At 51.4% G+C, this 24365-nt stretch carries 17 protein-coding genes and 1 tRNA gene; 8 read left to right on the top strand and 10 right to left on the bottom strand.

Annotated elements, in window-relative coordinates:
- Positions 1–14: 14 nt before the first annotated feature.
- The 3 genes from nrdG to BUB38_RS01035 all read right to left on the bottom strand — a co-directional run bounded on the left by nrdG (position 15) and on the right by BUB38_RS01035 (position 3338).
- Positions 15–620 carry an anaerobic ribonucleoside-triphosphate reductase activating protein gene (gene nrdG / locus BUB38_RS01045; protein ID WP_083541819.1) on the bottom strand — a complete coding sequence of 202 codons (606 nt, stop codon included), beginning with the start codon at positions 618–620 and terminating at the stop codon, positions 15–17.
- 127 nt (positions 621–747) lie between these two features.
- Complete coding sequence (gene nrdD, locus BUB38_RS01040) at positions 748–906, bottom strand: anaerobic ribonucleoside-triphosphate reductase (RefSeq protein ID WP_073155847.1); 159 nt, start codon at positions 904–906, stop codon at positions 748–750.
- Positions 907–1007: 101 nt separating this feature from the next.
- Positions 1008–3338 carry an anaerobic ribonucleoside triphosphate reductase gene (locus BUB38_RS01035; RefSeq protein ID WP_073155845.1) on the bottom strand — a complete coding sequence of 777 codons (2331 nt, stop codon included), beginning with the start codon at positions 3336–3338 and terminating at the stop codon, positions 1008–1010.
- A 508-nt stretch (positions 3339–3846) separates the two neighbouring features.
- On the opposite strand from BUB38_RS01035, the gene BUB38_RS01030 reads away from it, so the two are divergent.
- Positions 3847–4839 (top strand): T9SS type A sorting domain-containing protein, encoded by a 993-nt coding sequence (locus BUB38_RS01030; RefSeq protein ID WP_073155842.1) that lies wholly within the window; start codon positions 3847–3849, stop codon positions 4837–4839.
- 192 nt (positions 4840–5031) lie between these two features.
- Here BUB38_RS01030 and BUB38_RS01025 read toward each other — a convergent pair.
- The 5 genes from BUB38_RS01025 to BUB38_RS01005 form a co-directional block, all read right to left on the bottom strand.
- Positions 5032–5104, bottom strand: a tRNA-Gly gene (locus BUB38_RS01025).
- Positions 5105–5190: 86 nt separating this feature from the next.
- On the bottom strand, positions 5191–6687 hold the full coding sequence (locus tag BUB38_RS01020; RefSeq protein ID WP_073155839.1) for a sodium:solute symporter: 1497 nt from the start codon (positions 6685–6687) through the stop codon (positions 5191–5193).
- 18 nt (positions 6688–6705) lie between these two features.
- Complete coding sequence (locus BUB38_RS01015) at positions 6706–8538, bottom strand: diguanylate cyclase (RefSeq protein WP_073155836.1); 1833 nt, start codon at positions 8536–8538, stop codon at positions 6706–6708.
- 7 nt (positions 8539–8545) lie between these two features.
- Positions 8546–9631, bottom strand: a complete 1086-nt coding sequence (locus BUB38_RS01010) for an LptF/LptG family permease (RefSeq protein ID WP_073155833.1) — start codon at positions 9629–9631, stop codon at positions 8546–8548.
- Positions 9628–11040: an LptF/LptG family permease gene (locus BUB38_RS01005; RefSeq protein ID WP_073155830.1), complete on the bottom strand. Its 1413-nt coding sequence runs from the start codon at positions 11038–11040 to the stop codon at positions 9628–9630. Before BUB38_RS01005 ends, BUB38_RS01010 begins: the two co-directional genes overlap by 4 nt.
- 64 nt (positions 11041–11104) lie before the next feature.
- Here BUB38_RS01005 and BUB38_RS01000 point away from each other — a divergent pair, with 64 nt between their 5' ends.
- The 4 genes from BUB38_RS01000 (at position 11105) to BUB38_RS00985 (ending at position 15626) form a co-directional block, all read left to right on the top strand.
- Positions 11105–11956, top strand: coding sequence for an outer membrane protein assembly factor BamD (locus BUB38_RS01000; RefSeq protein WP_073233637.1), 852 nt, complete (start codon positions 11105–11107; stop codon positions 11954–11956).
- 2 nt (positions 11957–11958) lie between these two features.
- The gene (locus BUB38_RS00995) at positions 11959–12870 is read left to right on the top strand and encodes a hypothetical protein (RefSeq protein ID WP_073155825.1); all 912 of its coding nucleotides are present in this window, start codon (positions 11959–11961) and stop codon (positions 12868–12870) included.
- On the top strand, positions 12867–14513 hold the full coding sequence (locus BUB38_RS00990) for a PHP domain-containing protein (RefSeq protein ID WP_073155822.1): 1647 nt from the start codon (positions 12867–12869) through the stop codon (positions 14511–14513). The genes BUB38_RS00995 and BUB38_RS00990 overlap by 4 nt, the downstream gene beginning before the upstream one ends.
- Before the next feature lie 81 nt (positions 14514–14594).
- Positions 14595–15626: a rhomboid family intramembrane serine protease gene (locus tag BUB38_RS00985; RefSeq protein WP_073155820.1), complete on the top strand. Its 1032-nt coding sequence runs from the start codon at positions 14595–14597 to the stop codon at positions 15624–15626.
- A 17-nt stretch (positions 15627–15643) separates the two neighbouring features.
- Here the strand turns inward: BUB38_RS00985 and BUB38_RS00980 are convergent, their stop codons facing one another.
- Entirely contained in the window at positions 15644–16219 is a 576-nt protein-coding gene (locus tag BUB38_RS00980; RefSeq protein ID WP_073155818.1) for a pilus assembly FimT family protein, read from the bottom strand.
- Positions 16220–16410: 191 nt separating this feature from the next.
- Here BUB38_RS00980 and BUB38_RS00975 point away from each other — a divergent pair, with 191 nt between their 5' ends.
- Entirely contained in the window at positions 16411–17616 is a 1206-nt protein-coding gene (locus BUB38_RS00975; protein ID WP_073155816.1) for a type II secretion system protein, read from the top strand.
- A 128-nt stretch (positions 17617–17744) separates the two neighbouring features.
- On the opposite strand, the gene BUB38_RS00970 is transcribed toward BUB38_RS00975, so the two are convergent.
- Entirely contained in the window at positions 17745–19937 is a 2193-nt protein-coding gene (locus BUB38_RS00970; RefSeq protein ID WP_073155812.1) for an NADP-dependent isocitrate dehydrogenase, read from the bottom strand.
- A gap of 351 nt (positions 19938–20288) precedes the next feature.
- Between BUB38_RS00970 and pelA the strand changes: the two genes are divergently transcribed.
- Together pelA and BUB38_RS00960 are read left to right on the top strand one after the other, a co-directional pair.
- Entirely contained in the window at positions 20289–22118 is a 1830-nt protein-coding gene (gene pelA, locus BUB38_RS00965) for a pectate lyase (RefSeq protein ID WP_083537978.1), read from the top strand.
- Positions 22119–22145: 27 nt separating this feature from the next.
- Positions 22146–24284, top strand: coding sequence for a pectinesterase family protein (locus BUB38_RS00960; RefSeq protein ID WP_073155809.1), 2139 nt, complete (start codon positions 22146–22148; stop codon positions 24282–24284).
- The last annotated feature ends 81 nt before the right edge of the window (positions 24285–24365 follow it).

The raw sequence follows: 24365 nt of genomic DNA, 5'->3' as shown, positions 1-24365 counted from the left end.
TAATCCTGGGTTTTCTATTCAAATAAATCCGGGTGTTCCTGCATTTCGTCCAGCTGAATCTGATGAAGGACGGCACGGCCCTGAGTCAAGCTGCTCTGGACATCGATAAGGCGCTGATTCCTGGAACCACGGAACTTGAGACTAAGGCTGCGTTGGGCCAAAACGAAGGGCCCATCCACCAGGATATCCGCAAAGGTCAGCAGTTCCATGCAATCCGGACGCTGTTCCTGGTGCGCGACGATGTACTCATAAGTATAGCCGGTGAAGACGACCAGATTCAGCCCACGTTCCTTGATTTCGCGGGCCAGGGGAACCAGAGTGGCCGCCTGTTCCATAGGATCGCCACCGCTAAAGGTAACACCATCCAGCAGAGGGTTCTCTTCGATCATGGAAAGGATTTCCGCCAGGGAAATCAAATGGCCGCCATTGAAATCATGGGTCTGGGGATTGTGGCATTCCAGACAATGGTGCTTACAGCCCTGGGTAAAGATGGAAAAACGAATGCCGGGACCGTCTACAAAGGATTCCGCCTCGATGCCAGCAATTCGGAGATTCTTGCCCTCAAAACCTTCGGGCACGGGCAAGCCCAAATCTTCACGATCTTCTTCCTGATAGTCCATCTTTGCACCTTTACATCCGACGAATATTCAACAGGGAGCCTTTACAATTTACGGCTCCCTATCTCAAAGATACAAAAAAAGCCCACGGGTTCCCTTACAAAACGCAAGAAATGCCGCAGGCATTCAATTAGGCGTCGCCGCAGCAGCCGTGCTTGACACGGTCAGCGACTTCAGCGCGCTTTGCGTTGTTAAAACGATCTACGGTACCCACCAGGTAACCGGTAATGCGACGGATACGTTCGAAGCTTACGCCTTCGCCATACATGGATTTTTCTTTTTCGCTCATTTTTTTCTCCTTGACTAATTCAAGCCTAGTTCGTTTTCCTCTTATCTTGTTCCCTTCAAACCTCTTTGGCCATTATAGCCAATTCCGTGCCAAAAACCGCCCTAGCGAATTCCCAGGAATGCGGGCATGCCCGGGAACTTCTTGCGAAGTTCCTCGATCTTCTGAGGATCGATGGCGTGACCATCTGCGCGACCGCAACGGGGGCAGCAGTCATTGATGACGCCGACGTAACCGCAAACGGGGTCACGGTCAACCGGGTGGTTAATAGAGCCGTAGCCAATGCCGGACTTTGCCATAAAGCGAACGATCTTTTCGAAAGCATCCAGATTCTGGGTCGGATCGCCATCCATTTCGATGTAGCTGATATGGCCCGCATTGGTGAGGGCGTGGTACGGAGCTTCAAGTTCAATCTTCTTGAATGCGCTAATCTTGTAGTATACCGGCACATGGAAGGAGTTGGTATAGTAATCGCGGTCGGTAACGCCCGGAATAACGCCAAACTTCTTCTTGTCCATACGGAGGAAGCGGCCAGAGAGGCCTTCTGCGGGAGTAGCGAACAGGGTGATGTTCACGCCCAGACGCTTGGATTCGCTATCGCAGAATTCACGCATGTGCTGTACAATTTCGAGACCCAGGCGCTGAGAAGCCTCAGATTCGCCGTGGTGCTTTCCGGTGAGAGCCACCAGAGTTTCGGCAAGGCCGATAAAACCGATAGAAAGCGTGCCATCCTTAAGAACTTCGCGAACTTCGTCGTTCCAGCCAAGCTTATCGGAACCAATCCAGATGCCCTGACCCATGAGGAAGGGGAAGTTCTTGACGCGCTTGCGGCACTGGACTTCCATACGTTCCAGGAGCTGATCGCGGACCAGAGCCAGCATACGTTCCAGTTCCTTGTAGAACAGATCCAGGCTCTTCATCTTGATTGCGATGCGAGGAAGGTTGATGGAAGTAAAGCTCAGGTTGCCACGACCGAAGGTAATTTCGTGATCGGGGCGTGCAGAGTTACCGATAACGCGGGTACGGCACCCCATGTAAGCAATTTCAGTTTCGGGATGGCCCGGCTTGTAGTACTGCAGATTGTACGGAGCATCCTGGAAGCTGAAGTTGGGGAAAAGTCTCTTTGCGGAAACACGGCAGGCCAACTTGAACAGGTCATAGTTGGGATCACCCGGATTCATGCTGACGCCTTCCTTGACACGGAAAATCTGGATGGGGAAGATTGCGGTTTCGCCACCACCCAGACCTTCTTCAGTGGTAAGGAGCAGGTTGCGCATGACCATCTGGGCTTCGGGAGCGGTACACATACCGTAGTTGATGCTGGAGAACGGAGTCTGGGCACCGGCACGGCTGTGCATAGAGTTCAAATTATGCACGAAAGCTTCCATAGCCTGGAAGGTAGCCTTGTCCGTTTCTTCGTAAGCCTGCTTTTCGGCAAACTTCTGGGCATGCATGGTAGTTTCAACGCCGTAGGTCTTGGAAAGTTCGTGTGTTTCGGTTTCAACGAAGCGTTCGTTGGGAACCAAAGTTGCAACCATTCCCATTTCAGCCATTTCTTCGTGAAGCTTCTTGACTACGGGGCGAACTTCTTCTTCGCTCTTGCCAGCCAGAAGCATAAGGGCCTTGACCATGTTGTTCAGGTAGGCCTTGCGATAAGTAATGCGGACGCCATCGGCCATGGCGTAATCAAAGTTAGGAACAGCCTGACCGCCATGCTGGTCGTTCTGGTTAGACTGAATGGCAATAGCAGCCAATGCGGCGTAGCTACGGATATCCTTGGGTTCACGGAGGTGGCCATGACCGGTATTAAAGCCATTCTTGAAAAGCTTCAGCAGGTCGATCTGGCAGCAAGTCATGGTGAGGGCGTAGAAGTCCAGATCGTGGATATGGATATCGCCTTCGGAGTGAGCACGGCTGTGTTCCGGCTTCAGCATCATCATGGTGTAGAAATGCTTAGCAGATTCGGAACCATACTTGAGCATGGTGCCCATGGCGGTATCGCCATCGATATTTGCGTTTTCGCGCTTGAGATCGGATTCCTTTGCAGAACTGAAAGTAATGTCGCGGAGGGTGTGCATAAGGCGAGTGTTCACTTCACGAACACGGGTACGTTCTGCACGGTATAGGATGTAGCTCTTAACGGTATCGGCATAGCCGCCTTCTGTAAGGGCCTTTTCTACAGCATCCTGGATTTCTTCAATATCGGGGGAACTCTTGCCGCTGGCTTCCAAAAGGGAAACAGCTTCGGCGGAAACCTTGAGAGCGGTGCTGTTAAGAATATCATCGTTGCCGAGGAGGCTCATCTGGCTCTGCGCGGCCTTGATCTGATCATCAAGTTCGCCGGAGGCACGGAATGCCTTAACAATGGCGTCAGCAATCTTTTCGATATTAAACGGCATTTCTCTGCCGTCGCGCTTCTTAACAGAAACAATCATCGTCATCCCTTCGGCCAGCCGACACAAAATATCGAATCTAGCCCCGCAAAAATCGTAATATTCTCTTCAATCCTATCGTGTCAATCACCGAAATCAGTCTACCAAAACCGCCTTTTTTCCTGAATACTCAAGCAAAACGCCAATTTCTTACAATAAACTTTTTATTTCGCGATTTCACTACATCTTGTGTTCAAGCACCACACCCAACCACAAGATGTGGCCTACAAGATAATAAAACATAACTCCCTTGTGGATGTTATTTCTTAAAATTTTCAAAAAATTTTCTGAGTTTTCCTCAACGGCAAGCCTATCAACAATCTGTAAACACAGCATATTTTTAACGCATCAATCGCTAACTCTTTATATCATAAGTAGTTAGACTAAAGTAATATTTTCGTAAGTTTTCTACAAACTAAAATTAAACTTTTTCTTTACAAAAGTCTTGCTTTTTCTCAAAAATAGAGTATACTCAGGGTATAACCTTAGGGATGGTTAAGGAGATACAAAAATGAATAAAAAAATCATTGTCGCTGCAGTCGCAGCATTATCCGCCGTTTCCATGGCAGAAACCGTCAACAACGATATCTGGTTCAACGGAACAAGTCAAATCGCCAACACCACAAAAGAAAGCCTGGAACCCAATTACGAGAATTCCTCTTACTGGTATGATTACGACGACCGTGCCAACGATAAAGGCGGTTCCTACATTAAGTACCTCTACGATTCTACTGGCAATTACGGCTCTTTCATCCAGCCAATGATCGACAGTTTGGGTTACATCTTTGTAAAGTATGTACTTGTGGACCCAACTACCACAGGTCAAAATGAAGAATACCCATACAATTTCGTCGGAATGGGCTTCAACCTTGTAGGTGCAGCACAGGCCCCCCTCGACATAACCTCCGCCGAGGGTCTCTGCGCCACATACACATCAGATAATGACGTCACATTGACGATTGACGCAGACGGCACAGGCAACGCCTCCTGTTCAGCCAAGCTAACCAAAACAGCCACCCCGACTTTGGTCGATCTGGACTTCAGCAAATTCAGCCAACCCACGTGGACACCTGCAGCACAGAAGGCTTCCAGTTGTGCTGAAGCTTTTGCAAAGGCAACCGCGGTCAAATTCCAAATTGACGGACAGGCTTCCGACGCCCAGGGCGCATTGCGCATTTTCGAGGTCGGTCCCAAGGGAACTTGTAAGGGAGAAAAGGCTGTTTCCCAGAAAGAAAAGTCTGCAAACTCCTGTGACCATCACGCAGACCCAGACGCCATTTCTCAGAAGGCAGTCTCTGCAGCAAACGTAAGCCTTTCTGGCAGAATCCTTTCCTTTAGCGGAATCAAGAGCGCCTCTTACGAAATTGCAAACGTCCAGGGCCAGGTCGTAAAGAGCGGCAAGGTCGAAGCATCCATCAACTTGGCAGGCCTCAAGGCAGGAATCTACATGGTTCGTATTTCGGGCAAATCCGTAAATATGAACAAGAAGATCCTTCTGAAGTAAAAAGTCATACTTTAAAGAATAGAAAGAGGATTCCGGCAACGGAATCCTCTTTTCGTATGACGAAACGCAGCCGCGGACACCGTAGGCGGGAAAAGGGAATGTTCGTCCGCAGTCTCCGAGGGGTCTCGCGCCCGACTCCATTCTTACGATAAAACAAAAAGAACCACTCAATGAGTGGCTCTCTTGTTTTAGAGCGGGAAAAGGGACTCGGACCCTCGACCCCGACCTTGGCAAGGTCGTGCTCTACCAACTGAGCTATTCCCGCGAGGATGGCCCATATATAGCTATTTATTTTTCACTTGTAAAGGGATATGGGCCATTTTTTCAACTTTTTTTTAAAGTTTGCTTTTTTTACCTGCGATTCAACATATTAGCCAGGAAATTTACCCCTACGGCTACCACAATGGTAGTGGTCATGCTGATCAAGGGCATCCAGGGCCAGCTAAAGATTCCGCCGAGAACTGCAGGTACACCGAAAGCGGGGATTCCCTGAACAAGAATCAGGCTACCCATACCGCAGAGAACGGCAATGATGACGCACCAGCCACGAAGTTTCTTGGGACTTTCGTCGCCACCGAACAGTTTATTGGCGAAAAAGGCCAGCAGGAACATGCCCAGCAGCGGTCCTGTAAAGAGGCCCGTAAAGAACACGGCGTTCTTCAAAAGGCTCCCCTGCTGGGTAGCGGCAAAGAGTGCGCCGAACACGCCCAGAACACCCCACAGCACCGTCCAAAGCTTTGCGCGCTTGAGACCGCCCAGGCCTTCATTTTCCTTCCAGCCAAAGAAATCTCTTTCAGAAGTATTGCTGAGAGAATTGATGGCGCCTGAAAGAGAGCTCATGGCGGCTGCACAGATAGCGGCAACAATCAAGCCGGTTACACCCTGGGGCAGACCATTTACGATAAAGTAAGGAAAGACGTCATTCTGTCCGAGACCTGTAGGAAGAGGAGCCGCGTGGGCCGTCTGGTAGTAAACATAAAGGGCGGCACCAACCCAGTAGAATAGGATAGAAACCACAACACCCAGCACCATGGACAGCACGCTGGAACGGTTAGCCGCCTTCACGTCCTTGCAACTGAGGTAGCGTTGTACAAACTGCTGGTCGCAACCGCGGATGGCGATTTCAAGAACGGCGTAGGCAAAGCCTGCGGAAATCAGGGTGCGGGCATTGGAGATATCCAGGCTACCGTCGAACCACTTTGTCTTGCCGGCCTCCCCTGCCATGCGGGCCATTTCGCCAAGGCCACCTACAGAATTGGAAATGATGAGAAGCACCAAGGCGCCACCGCCAAAGAAGACGATGAACTGCATCACGTCGGTCCAGATGACAGCCTTGATACCGCCGAACCAGGTGTAGAAAATGGCCACTGCCGCAGAAACGATAATCGCCACCTTCAGGTCAATGTGCAAAATTTGAGCGAGCACCAGGGACGGAGCGTACAGCAGAATTCCTGTGCGGAGCAACAAGTGCATGCAGTAGAAGATGGCCGCCAGACGACGGACCGGTCTGCTGAAACGAACTTCAAACAATTCGTAGGCGCTACTAATGCCGGAATTCTGGAATCGGGGAATGAAGACCTTCCCCACCACGAAGATACTGATGAAGGCGCCGATCTGGAACATGAGGAAAGTCATGTTGTCGCCATACACATCGGCAGGAGCCCCCAGGAATGTGGTGGCGCTGACGGAGGTGGCGATAAGGCTAATACCAACGGCAATCCAGGGCATGGATCCACCGCCAAGCATGTACTCCTTCAAGTTCTTGTTGCCGCGGGAAACCCACAGGCCGATGAAGAGGGAAAACAGCAAATAGGCGGCCAGGACCAGCCAGTCAACTAAAGTAAACATCTTCCCTCCTGAAGGGCTTTATGCTTTGGGAGCCATGGATTCTTCGTCAAGTTCGTAACGGACAACGCGGTTACGGCCGCCTTCCTTGGCGCGATACAGAGCCTGGTCGGCGTTGTTCACGGCCTTCTTCATGTCGTGGAAGTCCGGAGTGACCAGGAAGGCGCCAATGCTGACGGAAACCTTGAGGGGCTTTGTCTGATGGACGTCGATGGCCAGCTTTTCGACAGCCTTGCGGATGCGTTCAGCCTTTTCCATCATACCTTCAGCCGTGGTTTCCACCATGCCCACCACGAATTCTTCACCACCGTAACGGGCCACCACGTCGATATCCTTTCGCATTTCGGAGCTGACGGTGTCGGCGATGCTCTTGATAACCACGTCACCGATGGGATGTCCGTAGGTGTCGTTGACGCGCTTGAAGTGGTCGATGTCCATCATGAGAACGCCGATGTTGTACTTCTTGCGGTCGGCGCGAACCTTTTCGGAGCGCAGACTTTCGTGGAGCGTGCGGTGGTTGATAAGACCGGTGAGGCCGTCGCGCATGGCCAGGTCACGGCCATGCTCGAACTTTCGAGCGCGATCGTAGGCGAAGCCTGCGACGCCAGCGAAGGCCTTGAGCAGTTCCTTTTCGTGTTCGCTATACGGTCTGGAGCTGCTGCTTTCAAGGCAGATGGCCATATCTGCAGTAGCCGCATCTGTTTCGGTAGCCACTGGCATCACGAACAGCTGACGCAAATTCAAGTTACGCTTTTCGTTATCGCTAAGGCGGGGCACATATTCGTTGTAACCCGGAGTAAAGCTGCGTTCCACCGGACGGTTGCGCATCATGGCCAGCACGAAGATACCCTTGTCAGAAAGGGTAAAACGCTTCTCGGAGAACTGACTGGATTCGATACCATCGCAGTACACCACACGTCCAGCACTTTCATTCACCTTATTCATGGCAAGAATCGTCAGACGGTCGTAGGCCACGTTAGCCTTCACGTAGTTGATAATCTGCTTATAGATGTCCTTCACAGTCATGGTCTGGAAGAACTTACGCTGATAGTTGTAAAGACCAGCGTACTGCTGCAGGGCGATATGCTTCTGGGCAGAGTAGAAGCCCTTGTAATCAAGCATGGAAATCGCCTTGGCAATATAAACCAGGGCCTGGGCCGTCTTATCGGTAAATGCGTTAGGCGCAGTGGAATCCAGAACCAGGATACCGACGCGGTTGCCGCTATGGTCCAGCATAGGGACAGCCACCACAGACTTCACCGGAGGATTGTCCAGGTAGAACGACAGAACCTTGCTACTAGGCAAATCGCCTTCGAGGATGCGGCTCACACCGGATCTGAACATCTGACTCAGCAGGCTTCCACTTTCCGAAAGGCGTGTGCTGGGATTCACGGACATTTCCTTGTCGTTTACATAATTGCGAACACCCCATTCCCTGGGGTTATTCTGCTGGGTAAACACAATGGCGGTATTCACTCCGGGAACGATGACCTTCAACGCACAAAGCATGTCGGTCATGGCACGGTTAATATCAGCATTGGCACGGGCCCATACCTGGCTCACCTTGAAGGCGGCCTCAGGTTCGTTAGCCCTGTCATGATCATTGCGGAACTCGGAAATCAAATCGGGGGACACAACAGGATTAGTGTTGGTAGATCGGGGCCCGATAGAGATAATGGGAATATTGCTAGTCGGATTCTGGCTGTTAGGACCACCTGCCAGACGAGGACGATTCAACCAGGCCAGTACAAAGGCCACAATGGCAAAGGGAATCAGGAACAGGAGCATTCCACCATGGAACGCCAAGCCAAGCAGAAGACCTGCCACGATAAAAAGTATTTCGGCAACAGACATAGACACCCTATAATCGGAAGGAACGGTACAACATTACTGTCGCCACGCCACCATAGACGAAGTGGCTGATCCATGCCGCCCAGAAAGGCGACAACGCACCATTTTCTCCCATTTTCAATCCTATTCGTTCAAGAATATAATAGCTAAATACAATCAACAGACCAATGCCAAATTTCTGGGAAAGCCCCCCAGAACGGCTATAACGATGGCAAAGTGCGGCACCAATCAGGAGCACAATCAGGTTCATCCAGTGAGCAGACCGCTTAAAGTGCAGTGCGGTTTCCATGGTACGGGTATCTTCACCGGAGCGCTTCAATACCTCGATCCTCTTCTTGACCATTTTGGAATCCATTTCATCGGAAACCTGACGTTCATTAATGAGGTCTTCTGGACGGGTAGAAACTTGGTCACAGGCCTTTTCGCGAACGAACTTGTAGACTTTCACAGAGCCATCTTTCTGGAAGACGCGTCGATGTCCCCGTTCAAACTGCCAGCATCCTTCATCCTCCAGCCAACGGACCACCTTGGCATCAAAGCGTTCCTGGAGGCGACCTTCGTCGCGCAGCAAAAGGAGCACGTCTCGTCCCAGTTTGCTCTTGCCAGAATAATGTCTAAAGAACCAGCTAGCCTTCTCACTGTCGATAAAGGTAAATTCCTGTTTTTCCTTGATGCGGGGATTCTTCTTTTTCTGGGCGTTAGTTTCCATAATTTCCAGACGTTTATGGTTAGCGTCAGGAAGCCAATATTCACTCATTTCATAAGAACCCACCGACACAAGAATTCCAAAAACAAAAATGGGGAACAGTGTCTTGAGCGGGCTCTGTCCAGAGCTCTGCATGGCGCTCATTTCCAGGTGGCGAGCCATATTGCCTACGGAAGCCAGGATTGAAATAAAACAGGCCACGGGAGTAATCAAATACACCATGTACGGCAAGTAGCAGACGTAATAGTCCACTGCATCCTTGGTCTCGCGGGTAGACCAGGTCTTGATGTTTCCCACAAAGTCGATAACCACGAACATGAGGACTGCACCAAGAAGCACAATAAGGAACATCTTGAAGAAGTTCCATAGCATGTACCTTGTAAACTTCACCCGAACCTCCCGAAGACTTTCTTGAAGCCCCTACCAAAGAAGCCCTTGACCGCACGAACACCCCTGAAGAACTTGGAGTCTCCCGAGAAGCGGTCACGGACCATGGCGATCGTAATGAAGATACCAAAAATTCCGATAATGATATTGGAAGCCCACATGGCCAGATAAGGACTGACGACCAGACGGTCAGCCAGATTTTCGCCACCAATAAGGCAAATCCAGTAAATCACAAAGAACGATAGACTGTAAAGGATACCTGTACCAATACCACCCTTGCGAGCCATGATTCCCAAAGGCGCCCCAATCAGAATAAAGATAAAGCAGGCCACGCCGGTACTGATTTTCTTCTGGATTTCGACCGTATATTGAGCCTCTCGTTTCAATTCCGCCTCTACACGGCCAAAAGCACGTTCCGTGGTGCGGAGGGCAGACACCTCCTGTACTCGCAGGCGCTGCAGGGACCGGCGGCGTTGGACGGAATCAATCTCGATATTACTTTCCTTGATGTCAGGGACAACGGAGTCACCGACCACATTCTTTTGGAGAGCCACCAACGTACTCAGACGTTTTTCCAGGGCGTCCTTACGGAACTCCACGTACTTCTTTCGCGCGTCATCCACCACATCCTGCATCATCTCAATGGGCATTTCGCGGTCGCTGCGATAACTGCGGTTGCGGCGTTCCAGACGGTCATCCACATTCTTCATGGCCAGATCCTGACTGAAGAATCGGATGCGGAAATAGTTTTCCGGATTATCCGGGTCTGTCATATGGTTTTCGCCACTGCGCAGGCGGAGCATAAGAGTTGCTCCATTGTCAGCGTATTCCATGGAGGCACTGTCGGCATAGACAATACGAGGCGCCCCCTTCTTTTCCATTTCAAAAATTTGAATGCCATACAGGGTACCCGTAGTGGGATCGATATGGTTTACCCAAAGCTGGACCCCCGGGAACTGGGTAATCAGTCGACCCGCATCAATAAAGGCATGGGGCTTCTTGCGGGACACAGCACTCATCAGTTCCACGGAACGGTGGTTGGCCTCGGGCAAGACCCAGTTGTTGAACACCACCATCAGCACCGACACCAGGAGCGAAACAATCAGCACTGGCCTCATCAGGGAAAGGGGAGAAATACCGGCGGCCTTGCAGGCCGTAATTTCCTGGTCTCCGGACAGTCGGCCAAAGGCCATAAGGCTCGCCACAAGAACGGCCATGGGAATAGAAAGGGAAAGCATCCAGGCCAGGTTCAGTACAAAGATTTCAACCACCGTAGAAGTGGGAAGCCCCTTGGACAAGACACTGTCTAGAATTTTGACCAAAAAATCCACTACAAATAGAAACGTAATGCCAAAAAGAGACGCCAGGAAGGGGGCGATCAGCTCTTTCAAGACATAGCGGACTAAAATCATTTTTCTGGACTGCCAATTTTTGCTAATTTACGGCGGTAAAGTTAGAATTAACCAAAGAAAAAAAATGATGCTGTTCAAAAAGATTCCCCTGTTCCTCTGCATTTTTTCTACCGCAGCACTGATCGCCGGATGTTCCTCCAGCGGTCCCAAGATGAAACACACAGAATGGTGTAAGGTTCGCTACGACAAGGCAGAAGAATTGTTCAAGGCAGGCAAGTATGGCCGTACCACAGAAAAGCTGGAAGAGATCCTCTCTACCTGCGCCGGTACCGGATTCATGGAACAGGCCCAATTCCTGTTGGCAGAAAGCTACTTCAATCAGGAAGACTGGATTGAAGCCCGTGGAGAATATGGTAGCTTTATCCTGAACTTCCCCGGCTCCCCCTTCATCGAGACCGCAGAATTCCGCAAGGCCATTTCCTCCTTCAACATGGAATTCCGTGTGGACCGCGACGAAGCCAACACCAACGTGGCCATGAGGGACTTCGAACGTTACCTTTCCAACTATCCGGAATCCCCCCTCCGCGATTCCGTGAACTATTACTACCAGCTGCTTATTGACCGTCTGGCAGAAAAGGAATTCCAGAAGGGCCGCCTTTACTGGCGCATGGACAAGTACCAGGCCGCCGTCATCTACTTCAAGGAATTCCTGGAAACCTACCCCACCGCCAAGCGTCGCGAAGAAGCCTTGATTTTCCTGACCAAGTCCTATATCGAACTGGACCAGTTTGAAACCGCAAGACTTTACCTGAACATCGCCCGCAACGAACTGAAGGAAGACGACAAGGACTTCCGCAAGGACATCGAAAAGATCGAAGGTAAAATCGACAAGGCCGAAGTCGCCTTCGCCAAGCGCATGAAGAAGGATTCCGAAAGTAAGCGAATCGAAAAAGAAGAAAAGGATATGCAGAACTGATAATGAAGTTCTACCGGAATATAGCCCTGGCCATCTTGCTGATGGCAATCTCAGCCTTCGCAGACGAAGACAAGGTGGAACATGACCGTTCCAGGCTATCCCTGTTCCTGCAGCCCTCCGTATCGTTCCTCAGTTTTGACCAGCGCAAATACTTTCAGGACGCCATCGACACCATCTACTATAGTTTCCGCGAAGACGCCCAGACCGAAACCGATTCCCTGAACGTGGCCAAGCAGGATTTTCAGAAGGTGAACTTCTGTTTCCCTGTTAGCGCAGGTCTGCAGTTCCAGATTTTTAGGGACCAGTTCATTAGCGCAGGTGTCGGATTCATCTACGATAACGAATCCGTGGTGCTGACCGACCGCAAGGGCAGAACCCACAACTACAGCTACACCATCCAGGGCATGCCCCTGTTCCTGGAATACCGTCTGGGCATCCCCAAAAACCTGATGACACTTTCCGGCGAAAGCCTCTTCAGCATTTCGGTCCGTTGGTACTGGGTACTTCCCGGCACGGAAATCTACACCACCTGGGGCAAGCTAGACGCCAAGACACCCGTTACCGGTGCAGGATTCGGCGTGGGAGTCGGCTACCTGATTGCCAGCTGGAAAAATTTTAACGTGTACGGAGACATCGGCTTCAGCAGTATCTCCGTAGAATCCAACAAGACTTTCGCCGACATCGTACCTGACGGCCCCCAGGAAAAGGCTAAATGGAACATCGGCGGCTTGATGATGCAGGTACGAGTAAGCTTTGGTTTGTGGAACGAACCGGAACCTGTCGAGGAAACCGAAAACAAGGCATCCACAAAGATAGGGACGGACGTCGAAAACGAGACCGCAAACGATAAAGAAAAAGAAATAGAGCCCGCTGAAGCCACACCCGCCGAAGAGCCCGCCCCCGAGGCAAAATGAGTCTGATTCCCGGCGAGCCCCTGCAATACGCAGAAACCCACTTCAAGTTTAAACTCCCCTGGTCCCTGCTTTACAGGCCCTGGCCAGAGATTCTTGTAGACGCCCCCTTCCAGTTTGTACCGGGTTCCAGGCCCACCTTGTGGATCGTGGTCAGGGACGCCCACCGGTTCCCCGTCGTTATCGAAAACATTGAAATAGACTGCCAGCCTGCCACCGCCCAAGACGAATCCGCCCCGCGACAGCAGAACCTTCAAATCGAGGCCAACCAGCAGTTCGGATTCTACCCCGTAGACTTGGGAGACCTTGCACCTGGGACCTACAGCATCCATTGCAAGGTCACCGTCCGCAGTAAGCAAAACGGCAAGGTCAAAAAATTCTCCCGCTGGAACCACCCCCTGCTAAAGCCCGCCCCCCTAAAAATCCAGGTGCTGGCACAGGACTTGCCCAAGCCCGAGGGCTACATCGCCGGCGAAATGCATTGCCACACCCACTACTCCGCCGACCACGTAGAACATGGTGCAACCCCCGCCGTATTCCAGCAGGCAGCAAAGGCCGTGGGTCTGGATTTCGTAAGTCTAACGGACCACGCCTACGATTTCGCCTTCCTCACCGAAGACTACACCCAGGCAGCTCCCTCCCCCATGCCACGCTTCGAAGCCTTGCAGAAGGAAGTGGACCTGTGCAACAGGGCCGAGGACAAGCCCCTGATGATCGCCGGCGAAGAAGTTTCCGCAGGCAATTCCAAGGGAGAGAATGTCCACATGACCGTCCTTGGCTCCGACTGCTATTTGCCGGGCCTTGGGGACTGCGGACGAAACTGGCTCCAGAACCGCCCCACCCTGAAGATTCCCGACCTGCTGAAAATGACAGGCAGCCACTGCTTTGCGGCACACCCCTATCAGGAAATGAGCGGCCTGGAGAAGTTCATCTTCCGGCGCGGTTTCTGGCACTCGGTGGATTTGCAGACCGGCAGCACCCACCCCATCCGCGGCATCCAATTCTGGAACGGCATCCGTGACGAAGGATTCAAGCTGGGGCGAGAATGGTGGATCCAGGAACTGGGCAAGGAAAACTACCTGTTGCCCATCGGCGGAAACGATGCCCACGGCGATATGAATGATACGACCGCAGTCAGGTTACCGCTAATTGAACTAAAGAACAACAGGCATCACGTATTCGGGTACGTCAGAACCGTGGTTCGCCTAGCGCAAAAGCCTTGCGAGAATCCGACGAGCGCCGAAGAAAATATTCCCCAGGCAGACGGATGCCACAAGGAACAGCCCTTGACTCTTGACGACGTGAACGCAGCTTTCTGCGGCGACAACTGTTACATTACTGACGGACCCGCCCTCTGGTGGGAGCGCGTGACAGACCGGGGCGAATCCGCTGTAACGTTCCATGCCCGCAGCACGCCCGAGACAGGTGAAGCCTTCCGCTATGTCCGCATATACGGGCGGCGCCGTTTGTTAAACGGCAAGCTCGCTCCGAAGGAAGAGCTCCACCTGGCAAGCCAGGTGGCCGCCCGCCCCGCCACAGACATTACGGTCCCCTTCGAAGACTTTGCTTACCTCCGTGCAGAATGTCTTACTTCTTGTTACAAGTATGCGTTAACATCTGCGGCAATCCATAAAAAGAACATCTAGTCTTTCCGCAACAATTCGTAATCTTCAGGCATCAAACCTAAACCTTTGTATATTATGTCAGAGGTTTTCCAAGGAGATTCAATGTCAAGGTTCATGTCGCCACTACGCCCCAGATACTTGCGGGACTCCTCGGAAATTCACCCCCATATAAAAATCACGTCCATAACCAGCACGGCACACCCCCCAGCCAACAACACCCTGGACTCCAACGAACAACAAATCGCCAACGAAGAGCAGTCCCTCTCCGAGCAGTCCTTCCCTGAATCCAGTTGCATTGCCGAAGGTACTTTCAGACAAATTCGCGATTACAGCCTAGTCCTTCTTTCCCAGGGCGTAGAGCATCGTCTAGATCGCAGCGAGGAAGGCCCCTTCCAGATTTTCGTATTGCCGGAATTTGAAGAATTCGCCCGCGACCAGATCGCCCTGTACCAAAAGGAAAATCCGCCCAAGGAAGAGAATCTGCCACAGCCACTGAGTTTCAGCCTACAGCCTCTCTGGATTTTTATTCCGGTACTCATCGCCACCCTACTTGATTTTGCCGACGTAGTCAACTTGCATTTACCCGGCGTATCCGACGCAAGCAAAGTTCTAAAAGGACAATGGTGGAGAAGCCTTACCGCACTCACCCTCCACGGCGACGCGCGACACCTGGCCTCCAACATCCTGTGCGGATACATTGTCATGAACATGATTACCTACCGCATCCCCCTGTTGCGCCTAGCTCCCTTTTTGGCAATCTCCAGTGCCGTCGCCAACATCTGCGTTTCCATGACCGTCAAGACAAACTTCAGCGCCCTGGGATTTTCCACCTTCGTTTTCGCCGCCATCGGCTGTCTCGCCGTCATGGAGTTCCGCCTGATGCCTAGGGAATCTCACGGACTCCTGCGCCGTTTTGCACCCCTCTGTGGAGCCACTTCCCTGGCCGTATTTCTCGGTCTAGGAGAAAATGCAGACATTCTAGGACACGGCTACGGATTCATCGCAGGCCTATTCTGCGGACTGATTCCAACGAAAAAGGCGCTCCGCTGGGGAACGCCGGTTACATTCGTCGATATTGTCGGTCTGGCCGTCTATTACGGTTTATTCGCCATAGCCTGGACGATGGCACTCTAGACCGTTAGATTTGAACCCTAGAGTTCATTATAATCAAATCCACCATCATCATCTGCATCTATGGCCATAATCTTATTCTTTGTGGGAGACTTTAATGCAATGGCATAGTGCGAAGTGGATCCATACTGAGCGGCAACAAATCCTGCAATGGGAGCCGCAGAAAGGCCAAGCCTAGGTGTAAAAACACCAGCACCAGCCAGCCAATTTTCTTCGCAACTCGCACACTCAAACGCGTTGGTAAAATCAAAGGTCTTGTCAGTAACAAACGTCAAAGGCGGATCCAGATCCATATGGTCAACAGGATCACCAGTAGGCTTAGAACAATCATCACCGATGTACACTTCAATCCTTCGATCGCCGGATTTCTTAAGGCACAGCGTCTCGGATCTTCTGTTAGCATCACTGGCCACACGTTCTAGGAAGGCAGCTGTGTTTAGAGCGGCATCCTTGACGCGGTTATTTTCTACGGCACCCTGAAGGCCCGCCACACCCATAGCAGAAAGAATGCCCATGATGGCCACAACCACCAATACTTCTACAAGGGTAAAACCTTTGGCTCCAGAAACATTTCTATGTGCGGTAGGATTGTTCATACCTTACAATATAGCTCTAAATTCCCATTAAAATCAGACTTTCTTACTGGGCATGCCCATAATCACTTAGTCTAATCCAAAGTGGAAGTCAAATTGTAAGAAAAAAAGAACAATTGTAAGAATACAATATTACATTCAAATTATGACAAAAAACTTACAACAAGACTTTTGATAAGGCTTTGGGGGTTCTTATGAGAAAGCATGGTTTCACACTCGCAGAATTGATGGTAGCCATCTCCATCTCCGGCTTACTTACTGCCGTGGCGGTTCCTAAGCTTTCCAGCTCCATTTCCAAATCCAAGGCCACCGAATTGACTCCCGCCGCCGCAACCTACACCAAGCTTCAGGCCGCCTACCTGTATGAACACAAGTCCTTTGGCACCTGGAAAAAGATCGGTTACGAAGCCCCGGGCAAAAGAGGTAAGACCGACACCTTCGTCTACACCAGAGGCGAAGTCATTTCCTCGATCAAAACTGACAACATTTCCAAGGATCTGAGTGCAGGCAAGGTAAGCTGGCAGGCCGAAAACTTTGTAAGCCTGAGCGGATGCAAGGCAGGCAACCAGTGGAAACTGAAGGCTATTGCAATCAGCGACACTGAAATTGAATTCAAGCCGTATATCGAATCTAAGGAGACTTCAGCCGAATGCGCCCCCCTTTCGGGCGACTGGGCCTTTTTCCAGAGCACCATTTCTATGGACACTCCGCCCAGCGATATGGTCGTAGCAGACGCCTCCTCGAATCCGTCCTCACCGGCAAACAATACCGGCAGCAATTCCTCTAGCTCCACAAACACCGGAAACAACGGCAATAGTGGAAATAACGGAAATGAGAATACTCCGTCAAGTTCGTCTAACACTCAGACAGCCAATACCTTCTACGATGCCGATGAAAACTGGACTGAAGAAGATGACGGTTCTTGCGGTGTAATGTATACCACCGGAGGAAACAAGTGTCCGCCGAGCTGGTGCAAGCTGAACGGCAACGTCAGTTCAAACCATGGCGGCTGGAGTAAAGCCGGCCACAAGTGGAACGAATGCTACAACGCCAGACAGGACCTTATCCAGGAAGCCGCAGACCAGGGACTGCTGACTTGCAAGAACAAGAACAACTGCAAGGTCAATAAGTCCGGCACGAACGTCACCATCAACGGAAACGTAATCAGCCAGAGCAGCGAAGAAATCAGCACCGAGGCCTACAACAGTTCTGAAGAACCGGCTGCCAAGGAAATCTGCTATACCAATTCTGAAGCAGAAGCCAAGGCATACTTCGGATACGTGGATGTCCTTTGTGCCGGTCAAAACACCGGCAAGGCCGGTTGCAGTCAATGGCGTCGAGCCAGCGAATGCGGTAATAACAGTTGGAAAGGCAAAGGCTATTGCTCAAGTTGGACTTAAACGCAGATTCTCTCTCTCCTTGTAAAAAAAGAACCGGAATTCTATTCCGGTTCTTTTTTCGTCATTGGATCCTTCGCGGCTTCGCCTCTCAGGATGACGGCGAAATGATTCGCCGCGCCGCCCGCTAATTAGATAGCGTCGATGACCTTGTTGAACTGTTCCACAGGGCGCATCCACTTCTTGAGGAGTTCAGCCTTGGGCAGGTAGTAACCGCCGATGTCAGCGGGCTTACCTTGTTCTGCAGCGTAAGCGGCAACGATGTCCTTTTCGCCAGCGGTAAGGGCTGCGGCTACGGGAGCGAACTTTGCAGCCAGTTCTGCATCGGCAGTCTGTGCGGCAAGGGCTTCGGCCCAGTACATAGCCAGGTAGAAGTGAGAACCGCGGTTATCCAGGTCGCCCAGCTTACGGGCCGGAGTGCGGTTGTTTTCGAGAATGCGACCGTTAGCTTCGTCCAGAGTGTCAGCCAGGACCTTAGCCTTCTTATTGCCGGTAGTAGAGGCAATCTGTTCGAAGGAAGGAACCAGGGCGAAGTATTCACCCAGGGAGTCCCAACGCAGGTAGTTTTCAGCAAGGAACTGCTGGACCTGCTTAGGAGCGGAGCCACCTGCACCAGTTTCGAAGAGGCCACCACCAGCCATGAGCGGCACGATGGAGTACATCTTAGCGGAGGTACCAAGTTCCAAAATCGGGAACAGGTCAGTGAGGTAGTCTCGCATGACGTTACCGGTAACGCTGATGGTATCGAGACCGGCCTTGGCGCGGGTCAGGGATTCGGTAACTGCGGACTTGGGGTCCATAATCTTGATGTCGAGACCGGAGAGGTCGTGATCCTTCAGGTAGACTTCCACCTTCTTCTGGATTTCGCGGTCGTGGGCACGCTGGGGGTCCAGCCAGAAAATAGCGGGAGTGTTGGAAACGCGGGCGCGGTTCACAGCCAGCTTGACCCAGTCCTTGATGGGAGCGTCCTTGGCCTGGCACATACGGAAGATGTCGCCAGCTTCAACGTCCTGAGAAAGGAGAACTTCACCCTTGCTGTTCACAGCACGGATAACGCCCTTGCCCTTGGCAATGAAGGTCTTATCGTGAGAGCCGTATTCTTCGGCACCCTGAGCCATGAGGCCCACGTTGGAGGTAGAGCCCATAGTAGTGGGATCGAATGCGCCGTTCTTCTTGTGGAAATCAACGGTAGCTTCGTAGATACCTGCATAGCAGCGGTCCGGAATGCAAGCCTTCACTTCCTGGAGCTTGCCTTCCTTGTTCCACATCATACCGGAGTTGCGAATCATAGCCGGCATAGAAGCGTCGATGATCACGTCGCTGGGAACATGGAGGTTGGTAATACCCTTGTCGGAATCCACCATGGCGAGAGCCGGGCCGTTGGCCAGAGCAGCATCGATTGCAGCCTTGACTTCAGCTTCCTTGGCATTGCCTTCCAGACGCTTGTAGAGGTCGCCCAGACCGTTGTTGGCGTCGATGCCCAGTTCCTTGAACAGGTCGGCATACTTGGTGAAAACGTCCTTGAAGAACACGCGAACGAAAGCGCCAAACATGACGGGGTCGGAAACCTTCATCATGGTAGCCTTCAGATGCACGGAGAAGAGCACGCCCTTAGCCTTGGCATCAGCCATCTGGTCGGCAACGAACTTTTCGAGAGCAGCCATGCGGAGCACGGTAGCATCCAGGATTTCGCCAGCCAGAGTGGGCTTTGCAGCGCGGAGTTCAGTAACGGAACCATCAGCAGCCACAAATTCAATCTTGAAGGTGTCGGCGTCAGCGATGGTGACAGACTTTTCGTTACCGTAGAAATCGTCAGCGGTCATGTAAGAAACATGAGTCTTGCTGTCGGCAGTCCAGGCACCCATCTTGTGGGGGTTCTTCTTGGCGTAGTTCTTAACAGCCTTGGGAGCGCGACGGTCAGAGTTACCCTGACGGAGCACCGGGTTCACTGCGGAGCCCTTCACCTTGTCGTACTTGGCGCGGATTTCCTTTTCTTCTTCGGTAGCAGGAGCATCCGGATAATCCGGCAGGTCGTAGCCGTTAGCCTTCAGTTCGGCGATAGCGGCCTTCAACTGAGGAACGGAAGCGGAAATGTTGGGGAGCTTGATGATATTGGCGCTTGCATCCAGGGAGAGCTTACCCAGGAAAGCCAGGTCGTCTTCGGCCTTGCCGAAAGCAGCCAAAATACGGCCAGCCAGAGAAATATTCTTGGTTTCCACATCGATATTGGCAGTCTTTGCGAAAGCGCTTACGATGGGCAGGAGGGACTGAGTTGCCAAAAACGGAGACTCGTCGGTAATGGTGTAATAGATCTTAGGATTCATGGTTTCCCTCGTTAAATTTTTCGACGAAAAATCTAGAAAATTTAAGGTTCTTTATAAAGTCTGAAGAATCATATTTGATAACGCAAATTTCATGCCAAAAATGAACCAAAAACAGTTAGCACGTTCCATTGATAAATTGACAAGAGAAATCTGTTTTTTCAATGAAAAAAGCCGAAAAATCGGTATAGTTTTATTTTCCTGGAAGTGTAGTCTGTAGACAATGGTTTCGCGGAGTGTAAAAGCTAACCATTACAAAAAACGTATAGATTGTAGGTTGGGGTTATACAGCCCACGCGGAATGGTTAAGCATGACGGCAGGATGGTGCTGCCACAAAGAAAAAGGATGTGTGCATGAAGAATTGGGTTTTGAAGTTTATCGGATTTGCAGGCATTGCAGCAGGCGTTACCAGCGCATTTGGCGCCACGTACGAGCCGCCGTCAACTGCCGTGAGCAAGATGAATAGCTACCGTGGCTATTCTGAATTGACCACCGCCGCCAAGGGCATGGATATTGACCAGTACGCCTATAACATGACCACCTGGCAAATCGACAACGGCGGTTTCTACAAAGCTATGGCCGACAAGTACAAGAGTGCCTACACCGGCGGTGAAAAATCCGGTTGGCGTTCTGCAACCGGCGGCGACGTGGGCACCATCGATAACGACGCTACAGTCCAGGAAATGCGCTTGTTGGCTGTACGTTACAAGGAAACCACCAACAGCAATTACAAGAACACATTCAAGTCCAGCTTTAACAAAGCCGTCAACTTCCTGCTGACTATGCAGCGCAAGAGCGGTGGTCTGCCTCAGGTTTGGCCCAAGCGCAACGACTATAGCGACCATATTACCCTGAATGACAACGCCATGATTCGCGCCATGGTGACCATGATGGACATCGCCAACGGCGTTGCTCCTTTCGATTCCGATATTATCGATGACGCCACCCGCAGCAAGATGCAAGGCGCTCTGGAAAAAGCCATCGACTACTTGCTGAAAGCCCAGATCATAAATAATGGCACGCCCACCGTCTGGTGCGCCCAGCATGACACCGCCAATTACGCCCCTCGCCCCGCCCGCGCTTACGAACTGGAAAGCAAGTCCGGCAGCGAATCTGCAGGCGTTGTATGGTTCCTGATGAACTGGCCCGACCAGACAGAAGCCATCCAGAAGTCTATTACCAGCGCCATTAACTGGTACAAGAAAACCAAGGTCACAGGACTTTACTTCAACAAGAAGCAGGGCGTTTTTGAAGAACGAGCCGGCAACGTCCTTTGGTATCGTTTCTACGAAGTGAATAATGACAACTACTTCTTCTGCGACCGCGGTGGTGCCAGCACCAAAACCCAGAACTTTATGGCAATTAGCGAAGAACGCCGCAAGGGTTACCAATGGGCCGGCGAATACGGCACCGCATTAATCAGCACCGAGAAGGCATACCTGGAAGCCATCGAAAAGATGAACGGCACCTATGTTCCGCCTCCCCCTCCCGTAGCCATGTGCGGTGACGATTCCTGCAAGACTGTTGTTGACGGTGTTAACTTCATCGACATCGATGGCGTTAAGGAAACAACCAATGCAGGTTTCGTAGGAGAAGGATACGCCAACGTTACAAACGCCATCGGAAGCTACGTGACCTACGGCGTTACCGCCACCAAGGCAGGCACATACACCCTATACATCCGCTACGCCAACGGCGGCTCCGCTGCAAGAGACTATCAACTTTCCATCGGCGACAATATTCTGGTAGAAAGCGGATCCATGGAAAGTACCAGCGCATGGACCACCTACAAGACCATTCCTATCGAAGTGGAATTGCCCGTGGGCTACAGTGAAATCAAGTTCACCAGCCTTGGCAAGGATGGCATGGCCAATATCGATGTGATCGGCTGGATGAGCGACGATCTAAAGCCCGGCATGGTACAAATTTCTGAAGAAGAACCTGACGAAGATGACGATAGCGATGAGGAGGAAGAAATGGCCATCAATAACACATTATTGCTGAACGTTAAATCTGCTTCTTACAACATCCAGATTCTCGATGTTAAGGGCAACCTTATCAAGAACTACACTAGCGAAACTCGCGACCTGAACATGCAGGGAATGAAGGCTGGAGCCTACCTGGTAAAAGTTTCCCAAAAGGGAAAGGTCCTGATGAACTCCATGGTACGAGTAAACAAGTAAAGTTGCAAGTTCACACACGGATAAAAGATGAAAAGAAATTCCGCCTTTATTATCGCGCCGTTGTGTCTGGGGCTTGCCTCTACAGCCATGGCAGTGGAAAAAAGAAAGTTTGATTTCGTTGTGGGCGTTGATGGAGACTTCAAGGCCGCCATGGCCGCAGCCAGCGCCGCCTCCCCCAGCGAATCAAAACGCTTTGTCATATTCTTCCCTGATGGTGAATACGACTTGACCAAAGTGACGGCAGACCGTCACGGAAAAACCACATTCTCCACCTCATTCGTTTCGTTGATTGGCCAGACCCGCGACAAGGCAATTATTGCCAACAAGACCGATACCGAAAGCATCGGCCACACAGCCACCTTGTACCTCTCTGGAAACAAGGGCATGTACCTGCAGGATCTGACCATCCAGAACAAGAGCACCTATTGCGGATCCTCTGCATGCCGCCAGGTGACTATCCAGCAGAATTCCGGCGACAAGAATATTTTCAAGAACGTCAAGCTGGTCAGTGGGCAGGACACCTATTATACCAACAAGGGCCGAACCTACTGGGAAGATGGTGAAATCCAGGGTACCGTAGACTTCATTTGCGGTAATGGAGACGTCTTTTTCGAAGGAACGAATCTTGTAATGACTCGCAATGGCGGGTACATTACAGCCGCACAGACCTCTACCGAATGGGGCTACGTTTTCAACAACGCAAAGATTAACGTTTCCAATGGCAGCTATAACGGCACCTTCTATCTGGGACGTTCCTGGAACCACGCCAAGGTGGCCTTCCTGAACACCACCATGTACGCCCAGCCTACAGCAGAAGGTTGGGGTGCCGACATGAATTCTGCCCCCACCGTTTTCGGTGAATACAACAGCAAGAACGGCAACGGCGGAGCCATTGACGTGAGCCGCCGCAAGACTTACTTCAACGGCGGCAAGGATGCCTCCTCTGCCAAGTCCCTGAAAACAGTTTGGTCTGCCAGTGATGCCGCAAATTACACCTTGAAAAACGTCATGGGCGGTTCCGATAATTGGGAACCCAACAAGTTGACCGTTCAAATGGCTGCCCCAAAAATTTCCCAGGAAGGAAATGAAATTGTCTGGGACGACAACGAAAACGCTCGCTGCTGGGCCATATTCGTAAACGGACAATTCAAGACTAGCGTCGCCTCCAACAGTTTTGATCTTGAGGGAGTTTCTGTAGGATCAAAAGTTACCGTTCGTGCAGCCAACTCCATGGGCGGTCTCGGCGCCACCTCCAACGAAGTTTCCGTTGTAGAAAGCAATGCCACTTACTACAAGGTCTCCCTGAATAACAGCATCGGTGGAACCATCGAAAGTTCCCTCAGCGGTAACAAGGTTGCAGAAGGCAAAAAGGCAACATTCACCGCCAAGCCCATCGAAGGTTGGACTTTTGAAGGCTGGACCGGAGCTTCCGCCACTTCTGCCAGCAACCCCCTCGAGATTACCGCCACCGGCGATATTGAACTCGGCGCCACTTTTGCAGCAAAGGGCGTAGACACATTCCAGGCCGAAAGTGGCGTTATCGAAAATGGCGTCAACGAAAGCACCAATGCAGGCTTTGCTGGTACAGGCTATGTCAACTTCGGCGCAGGCAATTCCTACGTGAACGTTCCTGTTTATGTGGAAGCTGCCGGAACCTACAAGATGGAGATGTATTACGCCAACGGAAGTTCCGCAGACCGTGATTTAATTATCAAGGCAGCAGATCCTGCCGAGGCCCAGCAGGTCACTTTCAAAAAGACCGCAGACTGGAAAACCTACCCGTCCAAGGAAATCGAAATTGAACTGCCCCGCGGAGCAAGCTACATCCTGTTTGCTGTAGTAGGAAACAATGACGGCCCGAACCTGGATCAGATTGTGCTGACGCCTCTGAAGGTAGAAACCATCACGGAAGAAGATCCAGAGGATCCTAACGGCGGCGAAACACCTGCGGATACAACCCTCGGCATAGCAAACCACCAGATGAATCTGGTTAACGGAACGTTTAACGTCCAGCTGTACAACATTCAAGGAAAGTTTATTCGCAATATGAACGTTTCCGACATTCATGAACTTTCTAAATTCGTGTCTGGTATGCCGGCTGGCAATTATCTGGTACGCATTGTAGCGCCCGGTTATAAGAAACTGCAAGTTATCCGTGTGCAGTGAGATCCTGAAACATGTTCAGGATGACGTTGGGTACGTTCAAGATGATATGGCGAACACGTTCAGGAAGACTTGGAAAAACAA

Origin of the sequence: Fibrobacter sp. UWH5 (assembly GCF_900142505.1) — a bacterium.
In the GTDB taxonomy this organism is placed as follows: domain Bacteria; phylum Fibrobacterota; class Fibrobacteria; order Fibrobacterales; family Fibrobacteraceae; genus Fibrobacter.
Note: the sequence above shows the minus strand (reverse complement) of the source record. Positions and strands in the feature narration are given on the sequence as shown.